The following is a 20646-nucleotide window of genomic DNA, read 5'->3' as shown; positions in this document are numbered from 1 at the left end:
TCGAAAGCCTACCGGCGGGCCCTCGCGTCAGGCTCGGCCGGGCAGGACGCGCAGGTGGCCGCGTCTGCCCGACGGTCCCTCGGGTTCGGGGTCGGGCGCGGGCTTGTCGGAGCGGCCCGCTTCGCGCACGGCCTCGGCCAGCGCGGTCAGCTCGTCGGCGGACGGGTCGGGAGCGGCGAAGGCCCCTTCGTGCCGGACGACTTCCCAGCCCTTGGGCACGGTGAGCCGGAGGGCGTGGGCTTCGCAGAGGTCATAGGAGTGCGGCTCGCTCGCGGTGGCCAGTGGGCCCACGACGGCGGTCGAATCGCTGTAGGCATACGTGAGCGTGGCGACAGCGGGTTCGAGGCAACCCGTTCGCGAACACTTTCGTACGCTCCGCACGATCGAGAACGATAGCGCGTCGCGGGCGCGGCGTACCGGCGACACGCGCTTCGACTCGCCGAGCGCGTACCCTTCGGTTCGTGGCGACGGCTCGTGATTCCCGACAGCGACGGCGGATGCGCCGGGACCGGCACGGCCGGGGCCTGCGCGGAGCGCTGTATCCGTCGACCCTTCCCGCCGCCGCCAGCAGGGCGGAAAGGTTCGACGCACTGGTTTTGGACGCGCTCGAACCGATCGAAGCGCGGTGGCGGCACGAGCTGACGAAGCTCGACGTCGCCGTCGACGACGTCCCCGAAGTTCGCTCGGATGGCGCACCGACCGGAGTGGACGGCGTGCTGCACGACGGCGCCGTCCCGCTCTCGCGGCTCGTGCCCGCCGGCGTCGACCGCGCCGGACTCCCGACGCGTGCCCGCATCGTCCTCTACCGCCGCCCCCTCGAAGCACGCGCGAAGGACCCCGGCGAACTCGCGGAACTCGTCCACGACGTCCTCGTCGAACAGGTCGCGGGCTACCTCGGCGTCGAACCCGACGTCATCGAAGGCGACTGACCCCCACCCACTCGCCGCGCTCCGCGCAGCCCCCGCCCTTCCCGGGGGGCGTCCCCAGCCCAGCGTATCGGCAAGGACCGACGGGACCTGGGGAAACGGGCATCGGGGGCGAAGTTGTCCACAAGTGGGTCGGGCTGTGGACAACTCGCTGCTGGGGGCTGTGAAGGGGAGCGTCGCGGGAGACGGGTGTGCACCCAATGTGGCATTGGGGGCGTTGAGTGCACCCAATGTGGCATTGGGGGCACTCGAGTAGGGGGCAGCGGGCGAAGGCGGAGCGACGCCAAGGGGGCAGAGGTGGGGCGCGGGGCGGAGGCGGCGGCGAAGCTGGATCGGGTGGAGCGGCGGCGGGGCGGAGGAAGTGGGAGCCAGCCGAGCAGAGGCAAGTCAGCAGTGTCCTGAAGGCCACCGGAAAGCACCGGAAAGCACCAAAACACCCGAAAAGCGCCGAAGAAGCCTCAAGAAGGTCGCCGCCGCGTAGGCACAGCGGTCAGCAGCGTGAACAGCACCGCCGCGATCTGCGCCAGCAGCAACAGGTTCCGCGTCGTGCCCTGGTGCTCCACCACCACCTCCGAAGGCGTCGGAGGCACCGAGACCGCCACCTGGTGGCCCCAGGCCCGCACGATCGGCACGGCCTTGCCGTCCACGCTCGCCTGCCAGCCCGCCTCGAACTCCGCGGCCAGCACGAGCAGCCGCCCGGTCGGGCCTTCCGAGACGCGCACCCGCACGTCCGGCAAGCCGGCCTGCACCGGCACCACCCCTGGGGACACGCCGGGCGCGACCTTCCCGGTCACGGCAGCTTGCGCCAGTTCCGGCGAGATCAGCGCCACCTGACCGCCCGCGGGCAGCAGCCGCAGCACCGGTCGCCCGTCCGAGGTCGGCGCCGCCGGAACCACCGAATCACGCGCGATTTCGACGAAAGCGCCGCCATCGGCACCAGTGGGCAGCACGACGTACAGCACACCGGAGGCCGCGGCGGCCGCGAAGGCCTGCTTCACCGCGTCCGGCGTGCCGGTCAGCAGGTCCCGGCGCCACGAGGCCAGCCGGTCCGCGCTGCCGGGTGTCGGCGCGAGTTCGTCGTCGCCGTAGAGCGGCAATCGGCCCCCGGTCTGCCGAACGGGCTCACCCACGACCAGCACCGAGCGTCCGCTGGAAGCCAGGTCGTCGGCGGCGAGCGACGGGCGCTCACCCGATCGCAGCGGGCCTTCCCGGCCGGCGACGACCGCACCGGTCGCCAGCGCCAGCAGCACGAGCACCCCGGCGACGGCGGTGACCTTCGCCAGCCACGGCGCCGGTTCGACCCCGGTCCCGCCACGTTGCCAGGTGGCCAGCACCGTCCAGAGCAGCCCCGCGCCGATCACCAGCAGCGGCACCCCGGCGAACCCGGTCGCGTGCGGGCCGCCCGACATCGGCGTCACCGCCACGAACCGCACCGCCGCCAGACCGAGCGCGCCCAGCACGACGACCGCGACACCGCCGCCCGCGCCCTTCGACGGCCGGACCACCAGCGCGACGATCGCGGCCGCGACCAGGACCACCCCGATCGGCCACGCGCCGGGACCGCCGGGGTCCAGCCCGGCGAGATCGGCGCCGGACGCGGCCGTCGCACCACCGCCGAGCCCGTGCAGCACCAGTTCCGGATGCCGCAGCAGCACACTCGGCCACGGCAGCAGCAGCGCCAGCGGCAGGAAGACCACGATGCCGACCGACGCGATCCGCCGCGCGAGCCCGGTCGGAGAAGGCAGCACCACGAACCCGATCACCAGCCCGACCAACGCCAGCGCGTGCGCCAGCGGCGAGAAGGCACCGATCAGCGCCAGCCCGATCGCGCTCAGCGCGGAGACGTGCAGCCAGCGCGAATCCACACGGACCAGCAGCCCGACGATGCCCGCGATCACCAGCGGCAGCAGCAGATGCACGACGACGACGTCGAGCCGCCCCTGAGCGACCGAAGCCGTGGCCGCGGGCAGCACGCCGTACGCCGCCGCGACGACGGCGCGCACCCAGCGACGCACGCGAAGGTGCCGAGTGGCCGCGTACGCGCTCAGGGCGGCGAGCGGGATGTCACCGATCAGCAGGATCGCGACCAGCGCCGCGGGCCCCCCGATCGGGGTGAAGATCGCTCCGAGGGTGCCCAGCACCGGCAGCGTCGCGGGCGCGGGACTCGCCGTCCCGCCGGCGATCGCGTGCCACGGCGCGAGATACGACGACCAGATCTCGCCGAGTCCGCCGACCGGCAGCAGTTTCCCGCCGAAGAGGTCCAGCCCGAGCCGGGACCCGTTGACCGCGAAGGCGAGCGCCGTCAGCACGGCGAGCACGATCACCGGCGGCGCGAACAAGGTCGCGCTGAGCACCCGTTTCCGGTCGACCTCGACGAAGACGAGTTCCGGCTCCGGCCGCCGCCCGCCGTCACGCGGTACCGGCGACGGTTTTGGCCTGCCCGGAGCGGGTTTCTCGGTGACACGCTCGGGAACGGCGACCGCGACGATCGCGCTGGGCCGCCGCAGCCCGGTCCCCCGCGACCCGACCCCGCGCATCGCCCCCGCGGGCAGCGCGCCGGGGCCGACCGGGCGATCTTGCCCGGACTTCAACGCTTCCGGCGGAATCCAGGCGCCCTCCTGCTCCGCGCTCTCCGGCACGGTCCCGAGGGCGAAGTCCCGTTCGACGCCGCGCCGGACGAGGCCGACGACACCGGCGCGGACCGCGTTGCGCACGCGCGTCATCCGCCCGGTGAAGAGACCACGGACGTCGCCGGGCCGGTCGGTCTTCCGGCGTTCGGCGCGGGCCGTGCGAAGGCCGCCGCGACCACGCAGCAGGTACCAGGTCGCCGCCAGTTCCGCGCCCGCCTCGCCGGTGCGGCGCGACAGCAGGAACGCGAGCGCGCGCAACAACGCGAAGAGCGGGATTCGAATCAAGCCGAACCAGAACGACAACGGGGAGCAATTGACGAGGAACACCCGGAGCCCGTGCACGCGGTTCGCCGTCGCGAGCGAAAAGCCGAGCACGTCCGGTTCCCGCTGCCCGGTGCTGAGCGCGCGGGCGTGCCGAAGCCGCGCCGACGGCACCGAAAGCACGCGGCCACCCGCGGCGTTGGCCCGCCAGCCGAAGTCGAGATCCTCGCGCAGCAAGGGAAAACCGGGGTCGAAGCCGCCGAGGTCGTGCCAGACTTCGCGCCGCACCAGTGATCCCGCGCTCGGCACGGCGAGCACCGCGGTGACGGTCTCCTCGGGCGAGATCTGCTGCCGGTGGCCGATGGCGTCGGTCGACAGCCCGGCTTCGACGATCAGCCGCGGGTCGCTCCAGTCCACCGCGAGCGGACCGAGCACCGTCGCCGCCGGCTCGTTTTCGGCCGCTGTCAACAGGTTCTCGAGACAGTCGGGTTCCGGCGCACAGTCGTCGTGCAGCAACCAGACCCAGCCGCCGGGATCACCCCAGCGTTCGACGGCGTGCTCGACGGCCTCGCCGACCGCGGCACCGAAGCCCACGTCACTCGAAAGCGTGAGGATTCCATCGAGGACCGGCGCCTCGCCCGCGACCCTTTCGGCCGCGGCGGCATCGGTGAGGATTCGCGCGGTCCGGTCAGTGGAACCGGTGTCGACGGCCAGCACGTGCCGGGGCCGGACACCGCTGCGCCGCAGCGCGGAAAGCGCCAGTGGCAACCAGTTCTCACCGTTGTGACAGACCACAATGGCCAGAACGGGGACCGTACGCGGCACAGGTGACGCGGCAGTGCGAGACAACGGGCACTCCAGATGTGGCGGCGACGTCGAGTGCCGCCACCCTACGACGCGACCCTGTCACCCGTTGGTGGCCCCACTATGTGGATGCGGGGCAGGAAGCGATCTCCGGCGCACTGACGGTGCCGGAGATCGCCGTCACACGGCTCGTTTCTTCAGTTTCCTACGCTCACGTTCGGAGAGCCCGCCCCAAATACCGAACCGCTCGTCATGCGCGAGGGCGTACTCGAGGCACTCGTCCTTGACCTCGCAACCGAGGCAGATCCGCTTGGCTTCGCGGGTGGAGCCGCCCTTCTCCGGGAAGAACGCCTCCGGGTCCGTCTGCGCGCAGAGGGCCCGTTCCTGCCAGTCCTGCTCTTCCGCGGAGGCATCGTCGAAAAGCTCGGTGAGATCGCCCAGTTGCTGCTCCGGGACCTCACCCCAACCCACGACTTGCCCCCATTCCCTTCCATCTGCTTCCAACCGCACGTCCGCCTCCTCGCTGTCCACGCACTCCCCAGGCTGGCGGTGTTGAAACACCATCCGCCGCCCCCTTCCAGCGACGAATGACATCACTGTGATTACACCCGTGTAGTGCGGTCAGGTCAAGCGGAGTAGCGAGTTCGGGGGATACCCGGGCGCGGGAGCGCAAGGGGACACGCCGAGAACTTCACATCGGGCATACGGAAGACTGGTGGGGTGCAGAGATCAGCAGTGCGGCCAAGCCCGATCTTCCTCGGCATCCTCGCGGTCACCGTTCTGGGCGGTGTACTGGCGGCTTTCGGCGACCAGACCCTGATTTTCACGCAGAAGTACGACGTGCTGACCATCGCAGGCGTGGTCCTGCTCGTCGCCGGAGGCTGGGTGGCGTCTCTGACGCTGCACGAGTTCGGGCACGCGATCGTGGCGTTCCGCGGTGGCGACCACAGCGTCGCCCACAAGGGCTATCTGTCCATGGACGTCCGGAAATACACGGATCCGATCCTGTCCATCGTCCTGCCGTTGGTATTCCTCGTCATCGGCGGCATCCCGCTGCCGGGGGGCGCGGTCTGGATCGAACACGGGCGCCTGCGGTCGCGCGGGGTCCAGTCGTGGGTGTCGCTCGCCGGGCCGCTGAGCAACCTCGCCGTCGGCGTCGTGCTGACCCTCGTCGTCGGGTTGGTGCCGATGGCGTCCGGGCTCGTGATCGGACTCTCGTTCCTTGCGCTGCTTCAGATCGTCACGTTCCTCCTAAACATCCTGCCGATCCCCGGTCTCGACGGCTGGGGCGCGGTCGAGCCGTATCTTTCGCCCGGCGCGCGCGAGTTCGGCGCGAAGGCCCGGCCGTGGGCGCCGCTCATCCTGTTCGCCGTGCTGTTCGGTGTGCCGGGAGCCGCCCCGTTGCTGTGGGACGTGTCCTACGTGCTCTTCGACTCCGTCGGCGGTTTCAGGCTCGCCTCGCAGTACGGTCAGGACGCGTTCATGTTCTGGAGGTAGTCCAGGTGCCGTCGGGGTGCTCGGTGAACCACTCGTGCGCCCGCTTCCAGACCCGTTTGAGGCCGGACCGCTCGCCGAGGTAGTCGCCCGCCATGCCGACCACCGGCAGCTTCCCGAGCGCCCGGTGGAAAAGACGGCCACGAGGCCGCTTCTCCAGTTCGTCGACGATGCCCAGCAACCCCCGGCCGAGTCGCCACAGCGTGCCCGCGGCGGCCTTCAGGGTGATCTTGCCGTGCTTCTTTTTCGACTCGTTGAGTTCTTCGGTGAGCTTCGCCGCTTCGTCGTCTTCGGCGGCCTTGTCGTGTTCGGCATGCTTGCCCGCGGCGATCGCCGGGTCGATGTCGCGTTCGAAGAGGACCCACGCGATCAGCCGCACGCGGGCGCCGACGTCGGTCACGCCGTACTCCCCCGCGATCGCGCACAACAGGATCCCTTGGGACGCGGAACCGAGCGCGTCCTGCACCGGCAGCCTGTCGGCGAGCGCGCCGCCGAGCCCGGGAATCGCGGTGACCAGCGCGGTGACCCGGCCGACCCGGTTCACCCACCAGGCGGTCCGCTGGTAGTTCGTCATCTCCGCCCAGGCCGCGGTGCCGGGCACCTTGACCGAGGTGATGCCGTCGAGCAGCTTGTCCTTCAGTTTGGGCTCGACGCCTTCCAGCGCGTCCTCACGCCGTCCCCTGGCCTGAAGGCCGAACGGATCCGCTTCACGCAGCGCGTCCACCATCGGACCGCAGGCGCGGACGAACGGCCGCAGCACCGCCACGACCTGGCGATCCGAAATCGCTTCACTCATCTTTGCCTCCCTTGGCGGCCTTCGCCGCTGTGCCAAGGCCTCCGCCCAGCGCCAGCGCGCCCGGCAACGCCCCGCCGCCGATCAGCAGCAGCGCCCGCCAGTCCTGTACCAGCACCAGATCACCACCCGGGCCCGTCACGCCCATCCCCAGTACGACGAGTACCCAGACGAGCAGAGGAATCACCGAAAAGGAGGGCCGGACCACTTTCGCGGTCGTCCTCACCAGCAGCGGTGTCGTGATCACGGCGAGTACGACGGTCACCGGGAACGGGGCATCGCCGAGCCCCGGCAGCACGATCCCGTCGAGCCGCAGCGGAAGGAAGAACAGCTCCAGGAGCCCGAGCAGGAACGCGTCGAAGCACAGCAGCGCCAGCATCCAGCGCCGTCCCGGCGTCAGCGGTTGTGACGGCACGGTCACTTCGCGAGTCCTCCGAACAGGTCCGCGGCGGCGCCGTCGGCCGGTCCGTGGGCGAGCACGAAGTACTCGTTCGGGGTGATCGGCTGCGCGACGTCGTTGCTCAGCGCGAAGTGGTCCGCGAGGCGCGGCGGAGCGGGCACGCTGACTTGAGTCTCGTGCGCCCGCAGCGCGGCGGCTTTCGCCGGGATGTGCGCGCCGACGTCGAGGACGGTCGTGATCGTCTCGTCCGGCGTCACCGGCAGTTCGCCGTCTTCGGGTACCCGGAACGCCGAACGCCCGCGCAGGGCGGCGAGCCCGGCCGCGACGGCGTCACGGGAAGAAACCGTGTGGAACACCCGCTCGACCGATTCGGCCTTCGGCGCGGCGGCCATCGTGATCTCGTGCGCGCGGATGTGGTCGGGATGGCCATAACCCCCGAAGGCGTCATAGGTGACGACGACCTGGGGCCGCACCTCGTCGAGGATCTCCGCGAGCTGGGCCGCCTGCTCCTCGATGTCACCCCCGGAGAACGCGCGCTGATGGGCCGCGGAAGGCGTCCCGGCCATCCCCGAATCGCGCCAGCGGCCGATGCCGCCGAGATACCGGTGCCGGGAGACGCCGAGCGCGGCGCACGCCGACGCAACTTCGCCCGCGCGGTAACCGCCGAGCTGATCGGAAGCCCACGAACCGAGGCCGTCGAGGGACGGCGGGATGATCTCGCCCTCCTCGCCGAGTGTGCACGTGACAACGGTCACGTCAGCGCCTTCGGCCGCGTAGCGCGCGATGGTGCCACCGGTGGTGATGCTCTCGTCATCCGGATGGGCGTGTACTAGGAGTAATTTGGGCCGATCGGAGATCACGGCTTGAAGACTAATTCGAACACGGCGCGCATTCCTTTATAGGGTGTCGGGAACGGAAGGCCCGAGCACCGACCTTAGTCGGGCGACTCTCGGTTATCCTCGCGCACGTCCGAGGCACTCTTTAACGCCGAGGGCGCGTTGACACAGTCATGGCCGGGTGCCGTGACCATATGTACCCCCACGAAGGGCATCTTGGTGAGCACTGAAGCAGCATCGTCGGACCTCGGCGGCGTGTCGGGTTCGGTTCTGTCCATCTCCGACCTGAGCGTCTCGTTCCCGACCGACGGCGGCGTGGTCGACGCCGTCAAGGGCATCGGATTCGACGTCAAGCCTGGTGAGATCGTCGCGGTGGTCGGCGAGTCCGGTTCCGGCAAGTCGGTGACCTCGATGTCGGTGCTCGGGCTGCTCCCGAAGACGAGCCGGATCGCGGGTGAGCTCCGCCTCGGCGAGCGCAACCTCGCCGATCTCAAGGAGAAGGACCTCCAGAAGATCCGCGGCAACGAGGTCGCGATGATCTTCCAGGAGCCGATGACCGCGCTGAACCCGGTCTACACCATCGGCTGGCAGTTGCGTGAGGCGCTCCGCTCGCACCAGGACATCTCGAAGGAAGCCGCCGACAAGCGCGCCATCGAGCTGCTGGAGATGGTCGGCATCCCGAATCCTCCGCTGCGCTTCAAGCAGTACCCGCACCAGCTCTCCGGCGGTCTGCGCCAGCGCGTCGTCATCGCGATGGCGATCTCGTGCGACCCGAAGGTGATCATCGCCGACGAGCCGACCACGGCGCTCGACGTGACCGTGCAGGCGGAGATCCTCGGCCTGCTGCGCAAGCTGCGTGACACCCTCAACACCGCGATCGTGCTGATCACGCACGACATGGGCGTGGTCGCCGACCTCGCCGACCGCGTGGTCGTGATGTACCAGGGCACCATCGTCGAGCAGGCGCCGGTGCGCGACCTGTTCGCGTCGCCGCAGGTGGACTACACCCGCAAGCTGCTCGCCGCGGTCCCCGTGCTCGGCCAGCGTCCCGAGGGACGCCGTCTTCTCGACGACAGCGGCATCTCCGCCGACAGTGAAGAAGCCTCGAGGATCGCCGAGGACATCCGGCTCGAGGACAGCGAACTCGCGGCCGTGATCGAGGAGAACGCGCCCGCGCTCGAGATCAAGAACCTCGTGCTGGAGTACCCCGGCCGCCGCGGCCAGGCGAAGAACCGCGCGGTGGACGACGTCTCGCTGAGCATCGCCAAGGGCGAGATCGTCGGCCTGGTCGGCGAATCCGGTTCCGGCAAGTCGACCGTCGGCCGCTGCGCGATCCGCCTGCTGACCCCGACCGCGGGCACCGTGTCGATCGCGGGCAAGGACATCACGAACATGTCCAACAAGGACCTGCGCCCGCTGCGCCGCTACTTCTCCATCGTGTTCCAGGACCCGGCGTCCACCCTCGACCCGAAGATGACCATCGGCGAGTCGATCGCCGAGCCGATGGTGCTGCACAAGTTCCTGGCGGGCAAGGCGCTGAACGAGCGCGTGACGTCCCTTTTGGACAAGGTCGAACTCGGCGGCCACTACCGCAACCGGTACCCGCACGAGCTGTCCGGCGGCCAGCGCCAGCGCGTCGCCATCGCGCGGGCGCTGTCGCTCGACCCGGCGCTGCTGATCGCGGACGAGCCGACTTCGGCGCTGGACGTCTCGGTGCAGGCGCGGGTGCTGGACCTGTTCCTGGACCTGCAGCGCTCGTTGCAGTTCGCCTGCCTGTTCATCAGCCACGACCTCGCCGTCGTCGACCTGCTGGCCGACCGCGTCGCGGTGATGCAGTACGGCAAGCTGGTCGAGGTCGGCACGCGTGACCAGGTGCTGCACTCGCCGAGCGAGGACTACACCCGCCGTCTGCTCTCGGCCGCCCCGGTCGCCGACCCGGTGTTGCAGGCCGAGCGGCGCGCGGCCTGGGAGGCGGGCAAGCTCGCCCCCGTGGCCGACTGACCTCTGGAAGTACAGGAAGGCCCCTTTCCTTGCGCTGGATGCAAGGAAAGGGGCCTTCCTGTACACCTGGGCCCCAAGTGACGCCACGCCCCCCCGGGCGGACGTGAGAAGGCCCCCTTTCCCTTGGCACAGCCGAGGGAAAGGGGGCCTTCACACGTGAAGCGGGTGTTACGCCTTCATCTTCCGCTGCCGCGGGTCGAAGGCGTCCCGCAGGCCGTCACCGATGAAGTTGATCGTCAGCGAGATCAGCACCAGCACGATGAACGGGCCGAAGAACAACGCCGGCCGGTTCTGCAGCTGCGAGTAGTTCTCGAGGATGACGCGGCCGAGCGAGGTGTCCGGCAGCTGCACCCCCAGCCCGATGAAGGACAGCGCCGCCTCGATCAGCACGGCCTGCGCGATCGCGAGGGTCGCGTTGACCGTGATGAGGCCGACCATGTTCGGCACCAGGTGCTTGAACACGATGTGCAGCGTCCCGGCACCGGACGCGCGAGCCGCGTCCACGAATTCACGCTGGGACAGCGACATCGACTCGGCCCTGGCGATCCGCGCGATCGGCATCCAGCCGAAGGCCGCCAGCACCATCGCGACGATGTACCAGCTACCGCCACCGAACACCTTCGCCAGGATGGCGGCGGCGGCGATCTGCGGGACGATCAGGAACAGGTCCGTCACGCGCGAGATCGCCGAGTCGGTGAAGCCGCGCAGGTAGCCGGCCATGGCGCCGAAGACGGTGCCGATGGTGGTGGCGACGATCGACACGATGAGCGCGATCAGGAGCGAGTACTGGGTGCCGCGCAGGATCTGCGACACCATCTCCTTGCCGACCTGCGTCGTCCCGAGCGGGTAGTCCCCGTTGGGCTTGGCGAAGGACGGGAAGGAGCTGTCCTCGTAACTGTACGGCCAGAAGATCGGCATGATGATCACGGTCAGCACGAGCAGCAGCAGGATCGCCGTGCAGACCATCGCGAGCTTGTGACGCAGGAACTTACGCAGGACCAGCTTGCCCTGGCTCCGGGGCTCCGGTAGTGCTTCGGGTGCGACCTTGCCTTCGGCGGAATCCGCCGCGATAAGGGAATTCAAGTCAGCCAACGCGAATCCTCGGGTCCAGGATGCCGTACATCAGGTCGGCGATCAGGTTGGCGATGATGATGCTGCCGGCGATGAGCACCAGCCACCCCATCATCACCTGGGTATCGCTCTTGATCACGGCTTCTACGAGCAGCTTGCCCATGCCGTTCCAGTTGAACACCGTCTCGGTGATGATCGCGCCCGAGAGCACGGCACCGAAGTTGACGGAGAACAGGGTGGTCACCGGGATGAGCGCGTTCCGGAAGGCGTGGCGGAAGATGACCCGGCCGTTGGCGAGTCCCTTGGCGCGCGCCGTCCGCACGTAGTCCGCGTTCAGCGTCTCCAGCATCGAAGCGCGCTGGAACCGGCTGTACGCGGCGAAGCTGATCGCCATGATGGACAACGTCGGCAGCAGATACGCGCCGACATAACTGGCCAGGAAACCGCCTGGACCGTCGAAATTCAGCGATTCCGGACTCGTGGTGCGAATCCAGGGATTACCGAGCACATCGGACAGTCCCAGGTCCCGTACCCAGCCGTTGAACTGGATCGCGTAGCCCTTCAGCACGATCGCGACACAGAAGATCGGCATCGAGAACAGCAGGAAGGCCAGCGTGGTGGCGACGTAGTCGAGGATCGAGTACTGCTTGACCGCCGCGACCACGCCGACGAGAACGCCGAGGATGAGCGCGAGGATCTCGGCTCCGACGACGAGCTTCAAGGTGACCTCGAACGCGGCGATGACCTTCGGGAACACCGGGGCCTGCGCGTTGCCCTGCGCGATGGAAACGCCCCAGTCGCCGGTGATGAAGTTGCCGAGCCACGAGAAGTACCGGGGGATGATGCCCTGGTCGAGCCCGAGCCGCGAGGCCGTTTCCGCGAGTACCTGCGGGTTCATGGCCGGGTTGCTCTTCAGCTCGGCGAGCGGGTCGCCGGTGCCGGCGACCATGATGAAACACAGAAAGGTCCCGACCAGCAGGACGGGAATCGAAATCGCCAGACGGCGAAGAATGTAGATCACCAGGTTCAACGAACTGCTCCTCATCCGGGCCTGGCCGCCGAAGTGCTGGACCGCTGCCCGGTTGTCCACCGTAGTGGCGGTAACCCTACGGTCAACAGCTACTTCCGGCGGGTACGGGGGCCCGGCTTGTGGCCGGGCCCCCTACCACCAGGATCGCGTAAGCGAGTGGTGAAAAAGCGGGGCGGAAGCCCTACTTCTTCTGCTCCCACTCACCGGCGTTCCACAGGACACCGTTGTACGACTGCATGTAAGTGCGGTCGATGCCCTTGAACGCCCACATGGACGGGGTCTGGAACAGCGGGAGCGTCGCGTACTCGTCCGCGATCGCCTGGTCCGCCTTCTGGTAGTTCTCCACCTGCGAAGCCTCGTCGGTGGCCTTCACGGCCGCCTCGAAGGAGGAGTCGATCGTCGAGTTGGACAGCCCCTGGTAGTTCTGGCTGCTGTCGTCGACACGGGTGATGTAGATCGACTTCGCCTCGGCCTTGAACGGCTGCTGCGACCACCCGAAGAGCGCGGCGTCGTAGTCGCTGGCCGCCAGGCGGCCACCCTTCAGGAAGTTGGCGTCCTGGTCGTCCGTGATCTCGATACCGGCGGCCTTGGCCTGCGAGATGATGATCTCGACGGTCTGCTGACGGCGGGCGTTCTGGTTGTGCGAGATCTTGAACGACGCGCGCTGGCCGTCCTTGGCGAAGATGCCGTCGCCACCCTTGACCCAACCGGCGTCGGTCAGCGTCTTGGCCGCGGCGTCGGCGCCGAGACCGGCCTTGCTGCCGTACAGGTCCTTGAAGCCCTGCTCGCCCGGCATGAACACGACACTGTTCAGCGGGGTCGCGTCGGCCTGGACCTCCTTGAGCAGCTTGTCGGTGATCTCCTGGCGGTTGACCACCTCGAAGAACGCCTTGCGCAGGTTCTTGTCCTTGAACATGCGCTTGTAGTTCAGGTCGATGTGCTCAAAGGTCAGCTGCGAGGCCGAACCGTAGGTGACGCCCTGAGCGGAAAGGCCCTTCAGGGTGCCGGCGGCGGTGGCGTCGGGCTGGGTCGAAGCGGCGACGTCGATCTCACCGTTCTGCAGCGCGGTCGCCATGGCCTTGGTGTCCTCCATCGCCTTCACGACGATCTTGGAGGGGCCGCCCTTGCCACCGATCCAGCTCGGGTTCTTCTCGAGCGTGACGGCCTTCTGGTTGGCGTCGAACGCGGTGATCTTGTACGGGCCGGAGGCGGGCATGACGTCCGCCTTGAAGCCCTTCCAGCCGTTCGTCCAGAAGTCGCCTGCCTTCTTCAACTCGGCGCCGTCGCCGGTCGGGGCCAGCTTGGTGATGTCCGCGATGCCGGTCTGCGCCTCGAGGACGTGCGCCGGCATCATGGCCGGCGGGCCGAAGAGGCCCTTGTAGTCGAGGTACGGCTCGGTGTACTTGGTCTCGAACGTCAGGTCGTCCTTGCAGGTCGCCTGGTCGATCAGCTGGTAGCCGGTGGTCGAGGCGGACAGGAAGGCCTGCTTGCCGTCCGCGGTCTTGGCCTTGCCGCTGTGGGACAGCCAGGCCAGGTAGAAGTCGTCACAGTCCCAAGCCTGACCGTCGGACCACTTGACGTTCGGCTTGATCTTGTACTCGACGACCTGCGGCGACTTCGACGTGACAGTCCAGGAGTCCAGCACGTCGTTGTTCATCAAGACCTTGTTGTTGCCGTCGAGCACCAGGGAGCCAGAGAGCACAGTGGTCAGGATGTAGTTGTTGTACGACGTGTTGGTGTCGGGCGTGTCGTTGTTGTAGCCCGAGTACCCGTCGTCGATGCCCACCGTGACGGTGCCTTCGTACCCCGGGGTGTCCGCGAGCTTGAAGTTTTCGCCGTTCTGCGCCTTGCCGAGCGCCATGGCCTTGATGTCGGTCGACGACCCGTTCTGGTCGGGACTGCCGCTGTCGCCACCGCTGCATGCGCTCAGCACAAGCGCGGAGGCCGCGACCAGCGACCAGGCGGAGACTGCCTTGGACTTCCTCATGAAGTGTGCCCTCCTAGCACTGGGCTCCTGAGATCGGAACAGGACCCCACACCGCTCCGGTGAGATGGCCCGGAGCTTATGACACGCCAAGCAACACTCATTTGGCGCACTGCGGGTGCACGCTAGAAAGGAAATGCACGAACAGTCACCAGTTCCGGGGCGATCGTGACCAAAGGGTAACTTGCGGCTGACATCGAGAAATACAGTGGTTACCTTGAGGAATCGATCAGCCACTCGAACGTGCCGGGAGAAGTCACCCTCCAGGGGGCGACTCGGACTCGAATCGGCTACTTCGGACCCCGCGTCCAGTTCACCGCCGACCCGAAAGGGCCCACCATAGGAGGACCAGCGGTTACTCCGGAAATACCAGAGCCGATGGCGAGGGTATCGGCCAGCTGGAACAACGGAATGACCACATTCCGGCGCCACAATTCCGGTTCCAGGGTCGAAAGCGTGTCGGCGACCGGCGTGGTTCCGGTCAGCGCGGCGTCGATCGACGGCTGCAGGGCCGGGTCGCAGAAGCCCAGCGGGTTGCCCGGGACGACCGCCTTGGTCTTGTCGGCGAGCTGATCGGGGCGGCAGCCGAAGGCCGACGCCAGCGCCGACGCGACGTCCGCGCCTCCGGTGACCTGGCCGATCACGGCGATGTCGATGCCGACGTTGCCCGCGCCCTCCGGCGTCGTCTGCTGCACCCCATTGAGCACCGGCATGGCCAGCAGTGTCGAGAACAGCTCCCTCGGCTGCGGCGCGATCGCGTTGACCTCGATCCCCGCGGCCACGAGTTGCGCCGTCAGCTCCTTGGCGATCGTCGCGTACGGCTCCTGCTTCGCGGGCGACGCGACGACCAGCGAGAGGTTCTTCCCGTTCTTGCGCCAGGTCCCGGCTTCCTTGGTGTACCCGGCGGATTCGAGGAGTTCCTCGCCCTTGGCCGGATCGGCCGTCGACGGCGGGCCGGGGGCCGGGATCGTCGGCTGGAAACCGGTGGTGGACGGGACCCGGGCCTGTGCGTCGGCGCGGAGCTTGTCCGACGGACCGCCTTCCGCCGCCTCGGTGATCAGCTTGCCGCGGTCGATCAGCGCGGTGACGCCCTCGCGCACCTGGGGATCCGACAGCGTCGAACTCACCGGCCGCAGCAGGATCTGCGCGACCGTGGGGCGGGCGACCGTGTGCAGCTGGACGGCGGAACCCAGTTCGCCGAGCCGTTTGAGGGCGTTGCCGTCGGCCCTGGTCATCACGAACTGGTCGTTGCCGCTGCGCAGGGCGGCCAGTGTGCCATCCTGATCGGCCGCACGGAGCACGATCCGGTCCAGCGCGGAGGGTTTCTCCCAATAGCGCTCGTTGCGCTCCAGGACGACCTCTCCGCGCGCGGTGTCGAGTCCCTTGATCGAGTACGGCCCGCCGACGGCCGGGAACGTCGTCGCCAGCGCGCCCTGCCAGCCGTTTGGGGCGTCCTTGAGCAGGTGGGCGGGCAGGAGGTTGCCGAAGAGCGTCTGCCAGCCCGGATACGGTTTGCTGAACGTGACCTCCACGCGCTTGCCGCCTTCACGCGACTGGATGTCGGAGATCAGCCGGTAGCCCGCGGCGCCGATGACGCCCGGCTGGTCGCGCATCGCTTCGCGGAGGTAGGCGAAGTCCTCGGCGGCGATCGGCGCGCTGTCGGACCAGGAGGCGTCCGGCCGGATCGTGTACGCGACCGTGAACGGCTGCTGCGAGACGACCTCGGCGGACTTCATCAGGTTCTTGTCCAGCTCGACACGGCCGTCGTCCTTCGGGCGGAACACCGACGGGAGCAGCAGCTGCGAAAGCGCCGACGTCACCTGGGAGGCGTCGGCGAGATTGTGCGGGTTGTAGGCGCCGAGCACGTCGTCGACACCCACGACGACCTGCGAAGGCGCCTTCGTGGTCGAGGTGCTCACCGGCGAGGCCGACGAGCTGACCACGGGTGGGGGCGGGGTGTTGCTGCAAGCGGCGAGGAGCACGGCCGCGCACGCCAGTATGGGCGCCGCTGTGTTCACTACCCGCACGCCTGAATCCTCCCGATTTTTTCCCCCGCCATGCTGCCACGGGGGCCGGTGCCGACGCAGCGAGATTCCCATATCGGCCCGGTCGGCGCGCGACCGGAGGTGGTCCCCCGTTCGGTGGACGTCCGGGAGCCCCGTGAGGTTCCTGCTCAAGGCCCGGGAAAACGCTTAGCCCGGCGAAGTGACCGCCGCTAGCTTGCGCGAGTGACCAAACGCGCGCTCGTCCTCGTGGTCGTGCTCATGTCCACGTTCACCTTCCCGCTGACCATCACGGGCGCGTCCGTCGCCCTGACGGACATCGCGGACGACCTGGACGCGGGCCTCGCGGCCACCCAGTGGGTCGTCAACGGCTACAACGCCTGCTTCGCGAGCTTCCTGGTCTTCGCGGGCTCTCTGGCCGACGTCGTGGGTAGACGGCGGATCTACGTGGCGGGTCTCGCGCTGTTCGCCGGTGGCGGGATCGCGGCGACGGTCGCCGGGAACATCGTCGTCCTCGACGTCGTCCGGCTCATCGCGGGAACGGGCGCGGCCGCGGCGGTGACCGGCGGGCTGGCGATCCTCACCGAAACCTTCCAGGGCGCGGCGCGGACGCGGGCGTTCGGCTTCGTCGGGACGGTGCTCGGGATCGGGCTCGCCTTCGGGCCGTCGATCGGCGGCCTGCTCGTTGATCTGATGGGCTGGCGGGCCGTGTTCGGCGCCCCGGCCGCCGTCGCGTGCCTCGTACTCGCCCTCACGCCGCTTCTGCCGGACGTTCGCGGTACCGCCGGGCGCCGGATCGACTGGGCGGGCGCAGCGCTCTTCACGGGCGCGATCGGGCTGCTGATCTTCGGCCTGGTCGAAGCGGGCGAACTGGGCTTCGGTCATCCGCTCGTCGTGGGCACCCTGGTGGCGGCCGTCGTGTTCGCGGTCGCCTTCCCACTGGTGGAACGCCGCCGCGCGGACCCGCTGTTCGACCTCGCGCTGCTGGCCAACCGCGGGTTCACCTCGCTCGCCGTCGCGGCGGGCGCGCTGGTGACGATCCTGGTGCCGCTGCTGGTCCACCTGCCGTCGTACCTGATCGAGGTGGTCGGGCTCAGCGCCGGGGAAGCCGGGCTGTGGCTGCTGATGCTGACCGCGCCGACCGTCCTGTTCCCGGCCGTGGGGGCCGCGCTGGCGCGGCGGCTGCCGTCGTCCTGGTTCGTCGCGGGCGCGGTCGCGGTGAGCGGGGCGGGCGCCTTCCTGCTGATGACCATGAACTCGTCGTCGGGGGTGCTCTCGTTGCTCGTCCCGCTCGTTCTGGTCGGGGCGGGCACGGGATTGACGATGGGATTGCTGGACGGTTTGGCAATCGGTTCCGCGGGCCCGGAACATTCCGGAACGGCGGCCGGAATGTTCACCACCGCACGATTGGCGACGGAAACGATCGCCATCGCGGTTGTCGGCGCCGTTCTCGCGTCGATTACCGGAGGGAAGCTCTCCGGCGAGTCCTATACGGACGCATTTAGGATCGTTTGTTTCGCGCTGGGTTGTGTCGGCGTTCTCGGCACGGTCTTCGCGGCCGTCCTCTCGCCGCGCCGGGAAGCCGTTCCGGCGTTGTGAACACCGTCCAAAAAGGAGAACGGCCTTCCCGGCAGAATTGCCGGGAAAGGCTTTATTCACCAAAGAACGCCCGATCGAATACTCTGCGTGACCAGTGCGCGGCCGGAAACGCCGAAGGGCGCCTGATCACGATGAGTGACCAGGCGCCCTTCGGCGTTCGCTGAGTGGATCAGCCGCGGTTCTTGTTGCGGTTGCGCTCCTTGGCGCGCTGGTTGACGTCCAGCGTGACCTTGCGGATCCGGACGACGTCGGGGGCGACCTCGACGCACTCGTCGACGGAGCAGAACTCCAGCGCCTCCTCCAGGCCCATCTTGCGCGGGCGGGCCAGCGTCTCCATCACGTCGGCGGAGGACTGACGCATGTTGGTCAGCTTCTTCTCCTTGGTGATGTTGATGTCGAGGTCCTCGGCACGCGGGTTCTCGCCGACGACCATGCCCTCGTACACCTCGGCGCCCGGCTCGACGAAGAAGGTGCCGCGGTCGGCCAGCTGGATCATCGCGTACGCGGTGATCGGGCCGGAGCGGTCGGCGACCAGGGAACCGGAGTGACGGGTGCGGATCTCGCCGGCCCACGGGAAGTAGCCCTCGAACACGTGGTTCGCGATACCGGTGCCGCGGGTCTCGGTGAGGAAGTCGGTGCGGAAACCGATCAGGCCACGCGCCGGGAGGACGTAGTCGAGCTTGATGCGGCCCGAGCCGTGCCCGCCCATGTGCTCCATGCGGCCCTTGCGGGCGGCCAGCAGCTGCGTGATGCCGCCGAGGTGCTCTTCGGGGGCGTCGATCGACAGGCGCTCGAACGGCTCGTGCAGCTTGCCGTCGATCATCCGGGTGACCACCTGCGGCTTGCCGACGGTCAGCTCGAAGCCCTCACGGCGCATCTGCTCGACGAGGATGGCCAGCGCCAGCTCGCCACGGCCCTGGACCTCCCAGGTGTCGGGGCGCTCGGTCGGCAGCACCTTGATGCTGACGTTACCGATGAGCTCCTGGTCCAGCCGGGCCTTCACCAGGCGGGCGGTGACCTTGTCGCCGCCGCTGCGGCCGGCCAGCGGCGAGGTGTTGACCCCGATGGTCATCGAGATGGCGGGCTCGTCGACGGCGATCCGGGGCAGCGCCTCGGGGTTCTCGACGTCGGCGAGGGTGTCGCCGATGGTGATCTCGGGGATGCCGGCGATGGCGACCAGTTCGCCCGCGCTCGCCTCGGTCGCCGGGACGCGGGTGAGCGCCTCGGTGACCAGCAGCTCGGAGATCCGGACGTTCTGGATGGTGCCGTCCTCGCGCATCCACGCCACGGTCTGGCCCTTGCGCAGGTTGCCGGAGTGGATGCGGATCAGCGCGATCCGGCCGAGGAAGTTCGACGCGTCGAGGTTGGTGACCAGCGCGCGCAGCGGGCCTTCCTTGTCCGCGAAGGGCGGCGGCACGTGACGCAGCAGGGTCTCGAACAGCGGGTCGAGGTTCTCGCTCTCGGGCACCGCGCCGTCGGCGGGCTGCTCGAGGCCCGCTTTGCCCGCTCGCGCGGAGGCGAACACGACCGGCAGGTCGAGGATCGCGTCGAGGTCGGCGTCCTCGATGTCACCCGCCAGGTCGAGGAGCAGGTCGTGGGTCTCCTCGACGACCTCGGAGATCCGGGCGTCGGGGCGGTCGGTCTTGTTCACCACGAGGATGACCGGAAGACCGGCTTCGAGGGTCTTGCGAAGCACGAACCGGGTCTGCGGGAGCGGCCCCTCGCTGGCGTCCACCAGCAGGACGACGCCGTCGACCATGGCGAGGCCACGCTCGACCTCACCGCCGAAGTCGGCGTGGCCGGGGGTGTCGATGACGTTGATCGTCACCGGGCCGTTCTCGGTCTCGCGGTGGATGGAGGTGTTCTTCGCGAGAATGGTGATGCCCTTTTCCCGCTCGAGTTCCCCGGAGTCCATCACGCGGTCGACGAGTTCGGCGCGTTCCTCGAAGGCGCCGGACTGCCGGAGCATGGCGTCGACGAGGGTTGTCTTGCCGTGGTCGACGTGTGCGACGATGGCGACGTTGCGCAGGTCGGGCCGGGTCTTGCCGGACGGGCGGCCGGCATCGACTGCGGTGGCGCTGGCTGCGGGCACGCGAAGGCTCCAAAGGTTTCAAGTTCGGGTGAGGTGCCCGCGCTCGCACATTGGAGACACGCTTGACCGGCTTTGGCCATACGCGGACCACACCAGGATACCGGTAGCCCGGCTGTGAGCAGCCCCACGCCCCAAGATCGGTAGGCTCACCTGCGTGACGGTCGTGGCGGGCGTCGCCGACGAAGTCCGACGAGGAGCGCGCGTGGGCAAGAAGAAACCCGACGATCCGCACAAACTCGTACGCAAGTGGATGAAGTCCGGCAAGGTCAAGAAGAAATGCTGCCGGTCCAAGTCACGGTGCGGGAAATGCCCCGTCCTCGCCCTCAAAAAAGCGAAGACGAAGATCGCGAAAGCGGCTTAGAAGATCGTCAGCGCGCCACCGCCTCGTTGACCGACCGCAGTTCCGGCGCGGTCCGGGTCGGCGAGAATTCGATCACCTCGTAGGCGGCCATGTGCTTGACCGAGAAGGGGTCGGTCGCGAGGATCGCGTCCAGCTTTCCCCTGGCCATGGGCCTGGCGATGATGACGACGCCGATGCGCGGGTCGCGTCTGCCGGAGGCCAGAAAATTGCCGCGTTCGTACTGCCGGGTCAGCCATTCGGCGTGATCCGGGAGCACGTAGTCGATTTCTTCGATGGGCGCCGTGTAGGCCAGCAGGACGACATACATGAGATGAAGGCAGACCCGGATCTCCCATGTGACGGGCGTACTACTGAAGCCGAT

17 protein-coding genes are annotated in these 20646 nt (G+C 68.6%); 5 read left to right on the top strand and 12 right to left on the bottom strand.

What is annotated here, in order from left to right; all coding sequences use genetic code 11:
• Positions 1–27: 27 nt before the first annotated feature.
• Positions 28–381 (bottom strand): DUF3499 domain-containing protein, encoded by a 354-nt coding sequence (locus BS329_RS12710; protein WP_074038239.1) that lies wholly within the window; start codon positions 379–381, stop codon positions 28–30.
• 116 nt (positions 382–497) lie between these two features.
• Between BS329_RS12710 and BS329_RS12705 the strand changes: the two genes are divergently transcribed.
• Complete coding sequence (locus BS329_RS12705) at positions 498–929, top strand: metallopeptidase family protein (RefSeq protein WP_076159697.1); 432 nt, start codon at positions 498–500, stop codon at positions 927–929.
• A 455-nt stretch (positions 930–1384) separates the two neighbouring features.
• Here BS329_RS12705 and BS329_RS12700 read toward each other — a convergent pair whose 3' ends face one another.
• Together BS329_RS12700 and BS329_RS12695 are read right to left on the bottom strand one after the other, a co-directional pair.
• Positions 1385–4666 carry a glycosyltransferase family 2 protein gene (locus tag BS329_RS12700; RefSeq protein ID WP_076159694.1) on the bottom strand — a complete coding sequence of 1094 codons (3282 nt, stop codon included), beginning with the start codon at positions 4664–4666 and terminating at the stop codon, positions 1385–1387.
• Positions 4667–4801: 135 nt separating this feature from the next.
• On the bottom strand, positions 4802–5185 hold the full coding sequence (locus BS329_RS12695; protein WP_007028952.1) for a WhiB family transcriptional regulator: 384 nt from the start codon (positions 5183–5185) through the stop codon (positions 4802–4804).
• A 171-nt stretch (positions 5186–5356) separates the two neighbouring features.
• Between BS329_RS12695 and BS329_RS12690 the strand changes: the two genes are divergently transcribed.
• Entirely contained in the window at positions 5357–6118 is a 762-nt protein-coding gene (locus BS329_RS12690; protein WP_076159691.1) for a site-2 protease family protein, read from the top strand.
• Here BS329_RS12690 and BS329_RS12685 read toward each other — a convergent pair.
• From BS329_RS12685 to mshB, 3 genes are read right to left on the bottom strand one after another with little or no spacing between them, the layout of a single operon-like run.
• Positions 6102–6911, bottom strand: a complete 810-nt coding sequence (locus tag BS329_RS12685) for a hypothetical protein (protein WP_076159688.1) — start codon at positions 6909–6911, stop codon at positions 6102–6104. The genes BS329_RS12690 and BS329_RS12685 overlap by 17 nt on opposite strands.
• Entirely contained in the window at positions 6904–7329 is a 426-nt protein-coding gene (locus BS329_RS12680) for a hypothetical protein (protein ID WP_076159687.1), read from the bottom strand. Before BS329_RS12680 ends, BS329_RS12685 begins: the two co-directional genes overlap by 8 nt.
• Positions 7326–8168 (bottom strand): N-acetyl-1-D-myo-inositol-2-amino-2-deoxy-alpha-D-glucopyranoside deacetylase, encoded by an 843-nt coding sequence (mshB, locus tag BS329_RS12675; protein WP_076159685.1) that lies wholly within the window; start codon positions 8166–8168, stop codon positions 7326–7328. Before mshB ends, BS329_RS12680 begins: the two co-directional genes overlap by 4 nt.
• Before the next feature lie 195 nt (positions 8169–8363).
• On the opposite strand from mshB, the gene BS329_RS12670 reads away from it, so the two are divergent.
• Positions 8364–10145, top strand: a complete 1782-nt coding sequence (locus BS329_RS12670) for an ABC transporter ATP-binding protein (RefSeq protein ID WP_076159683.1) — start codon at positions 8364–8366, stop codon at positions 10143–10145.
• 168 nt (positions 10146–10313) lie between these two features.
• Here the strand turns inward: BS329_RS12670 and BS329_RS12665 are convergent, their stop codons facing one another.
• The 4 genes from BS329_RS12665 to BS329_RS12650 form a co-directional block, all read right to left on the bottom strand.
• A complete protein-coding gene (locus BS329_RS12665) occupies positions 10314–11237 on the bottom strand; it encodes an ABC transporter permease (RefSeq protein ID WP_143252983.1) in 924 nt (307 codons plus the stop codon).
• Positions 11230–12246 (bottom strand): ABC transporter permease, encoded by a 1017-nt coding sequence (locus BS329_RS12660; protein WP_076160260.1) that lies wholly within the window; start codon positions 12244–12246, stop codon positions 11230–11232. Before BS329_RS12660 ends, BS329_RS12665 begins: the two co-directional genes overlap by 8 nt.
• 181 nt (positions 12247–12427) lie before the next feature.
• Positions 12428–14233 (bottom strand): ABC transporter family substrate-binding protein, encoded by a 1806-nt coding sequence (locus BS329_RS12655; protein ID WP_076159679.1) that lies wholly within the window; start codon positions 14231–14233, stop codon positions 12428–12430.
• Between the two features lie 287 nt (positions 14234–14520).
• On the bottom strand, positions 14521–16230 hold the full coding sequence (locus tag BS329_RS12650) for an ABC transporter family substrate-binding protein (protein ID WP_425266361.1): 1710 nt from the start codon (positions 16228–16230) through the stop codon (positions 14521–14523).
• A 228-nt stretch (positions 16231–16458) separates the two neighbouring features.
• On the opposite strand from BS329_RS12650, the gene BS329_RS12645 reads away from it, so the two are divergent.
• On the top strand, positions 16459–17832 hold the full coding sequence (locus BS329_RS12645; RefSeq protein WP_076159675.1) for an MFS transporter: 1374 nt from the start codon (positions 16459–16461) through the stop codon (positions 17830–17832).
• A 169-nt stretch (positions 17833–18001) separates the two neighbouring features.
• Here BS329_RS12645 and typA read toward each other — a convergent pair whose 3' ends face one another.
• Complete coding sequence (gene typA, locus BS329_RS12640; protein WP_076159673.1) at positions 18002–19924, bottom strand: translational GTPase TypA; 1923 nt, start codon at positions 19922–19924, stop codon at positions 18002–18004.
• Between the two features lie 154 nt (positions 19925–20078).
• On the opposite strand from typA, the gene BS329_RS12635 reads away from it, so the two are divergent.
• Entirely contained in the window at positions 20079–20285 is a 207-nt protein-coding gene (locus tag BS329_RS12635; RefSeq protein WP_076159670.1) for a hypothetical protein, read from the top strand.
• A 7-nt stretch (positions 20286–20292) separates the two neighbouring features.
• On the opposite strand, the gene BS329_RS12630 is transcribed toward BS329_RS12635, so the two are convergent.
• Complete coding sequence (locus BS329_RS12630) at positions 20293–20592, bottom strand: YciI family protein (RefSeq protein WP_076159667.1); 300 nt, start codon at positions 20590–20592, stop codon at positions 20293–20295.
• Positions 20593–20646: the final 54 nt, after the last annotated feature.

Origin of the sequence: Amycolatopsis coloradensis, assembly GCF_001953865.1 — a bacterium.
In the GTDB taxonomy this organism is placed as follows: domain Bacteria; phylum Actinomycetota; class Actinomycetes; order Mycobacteriales; family Pseudonocardiaceae; genus Amycolatopsis; species Amycolatopsis coloradensis.
Note: the sequence above shows the minus strand (reverse complement) of the source record. Positions and strands in the feature narration are given on the sequence as shown.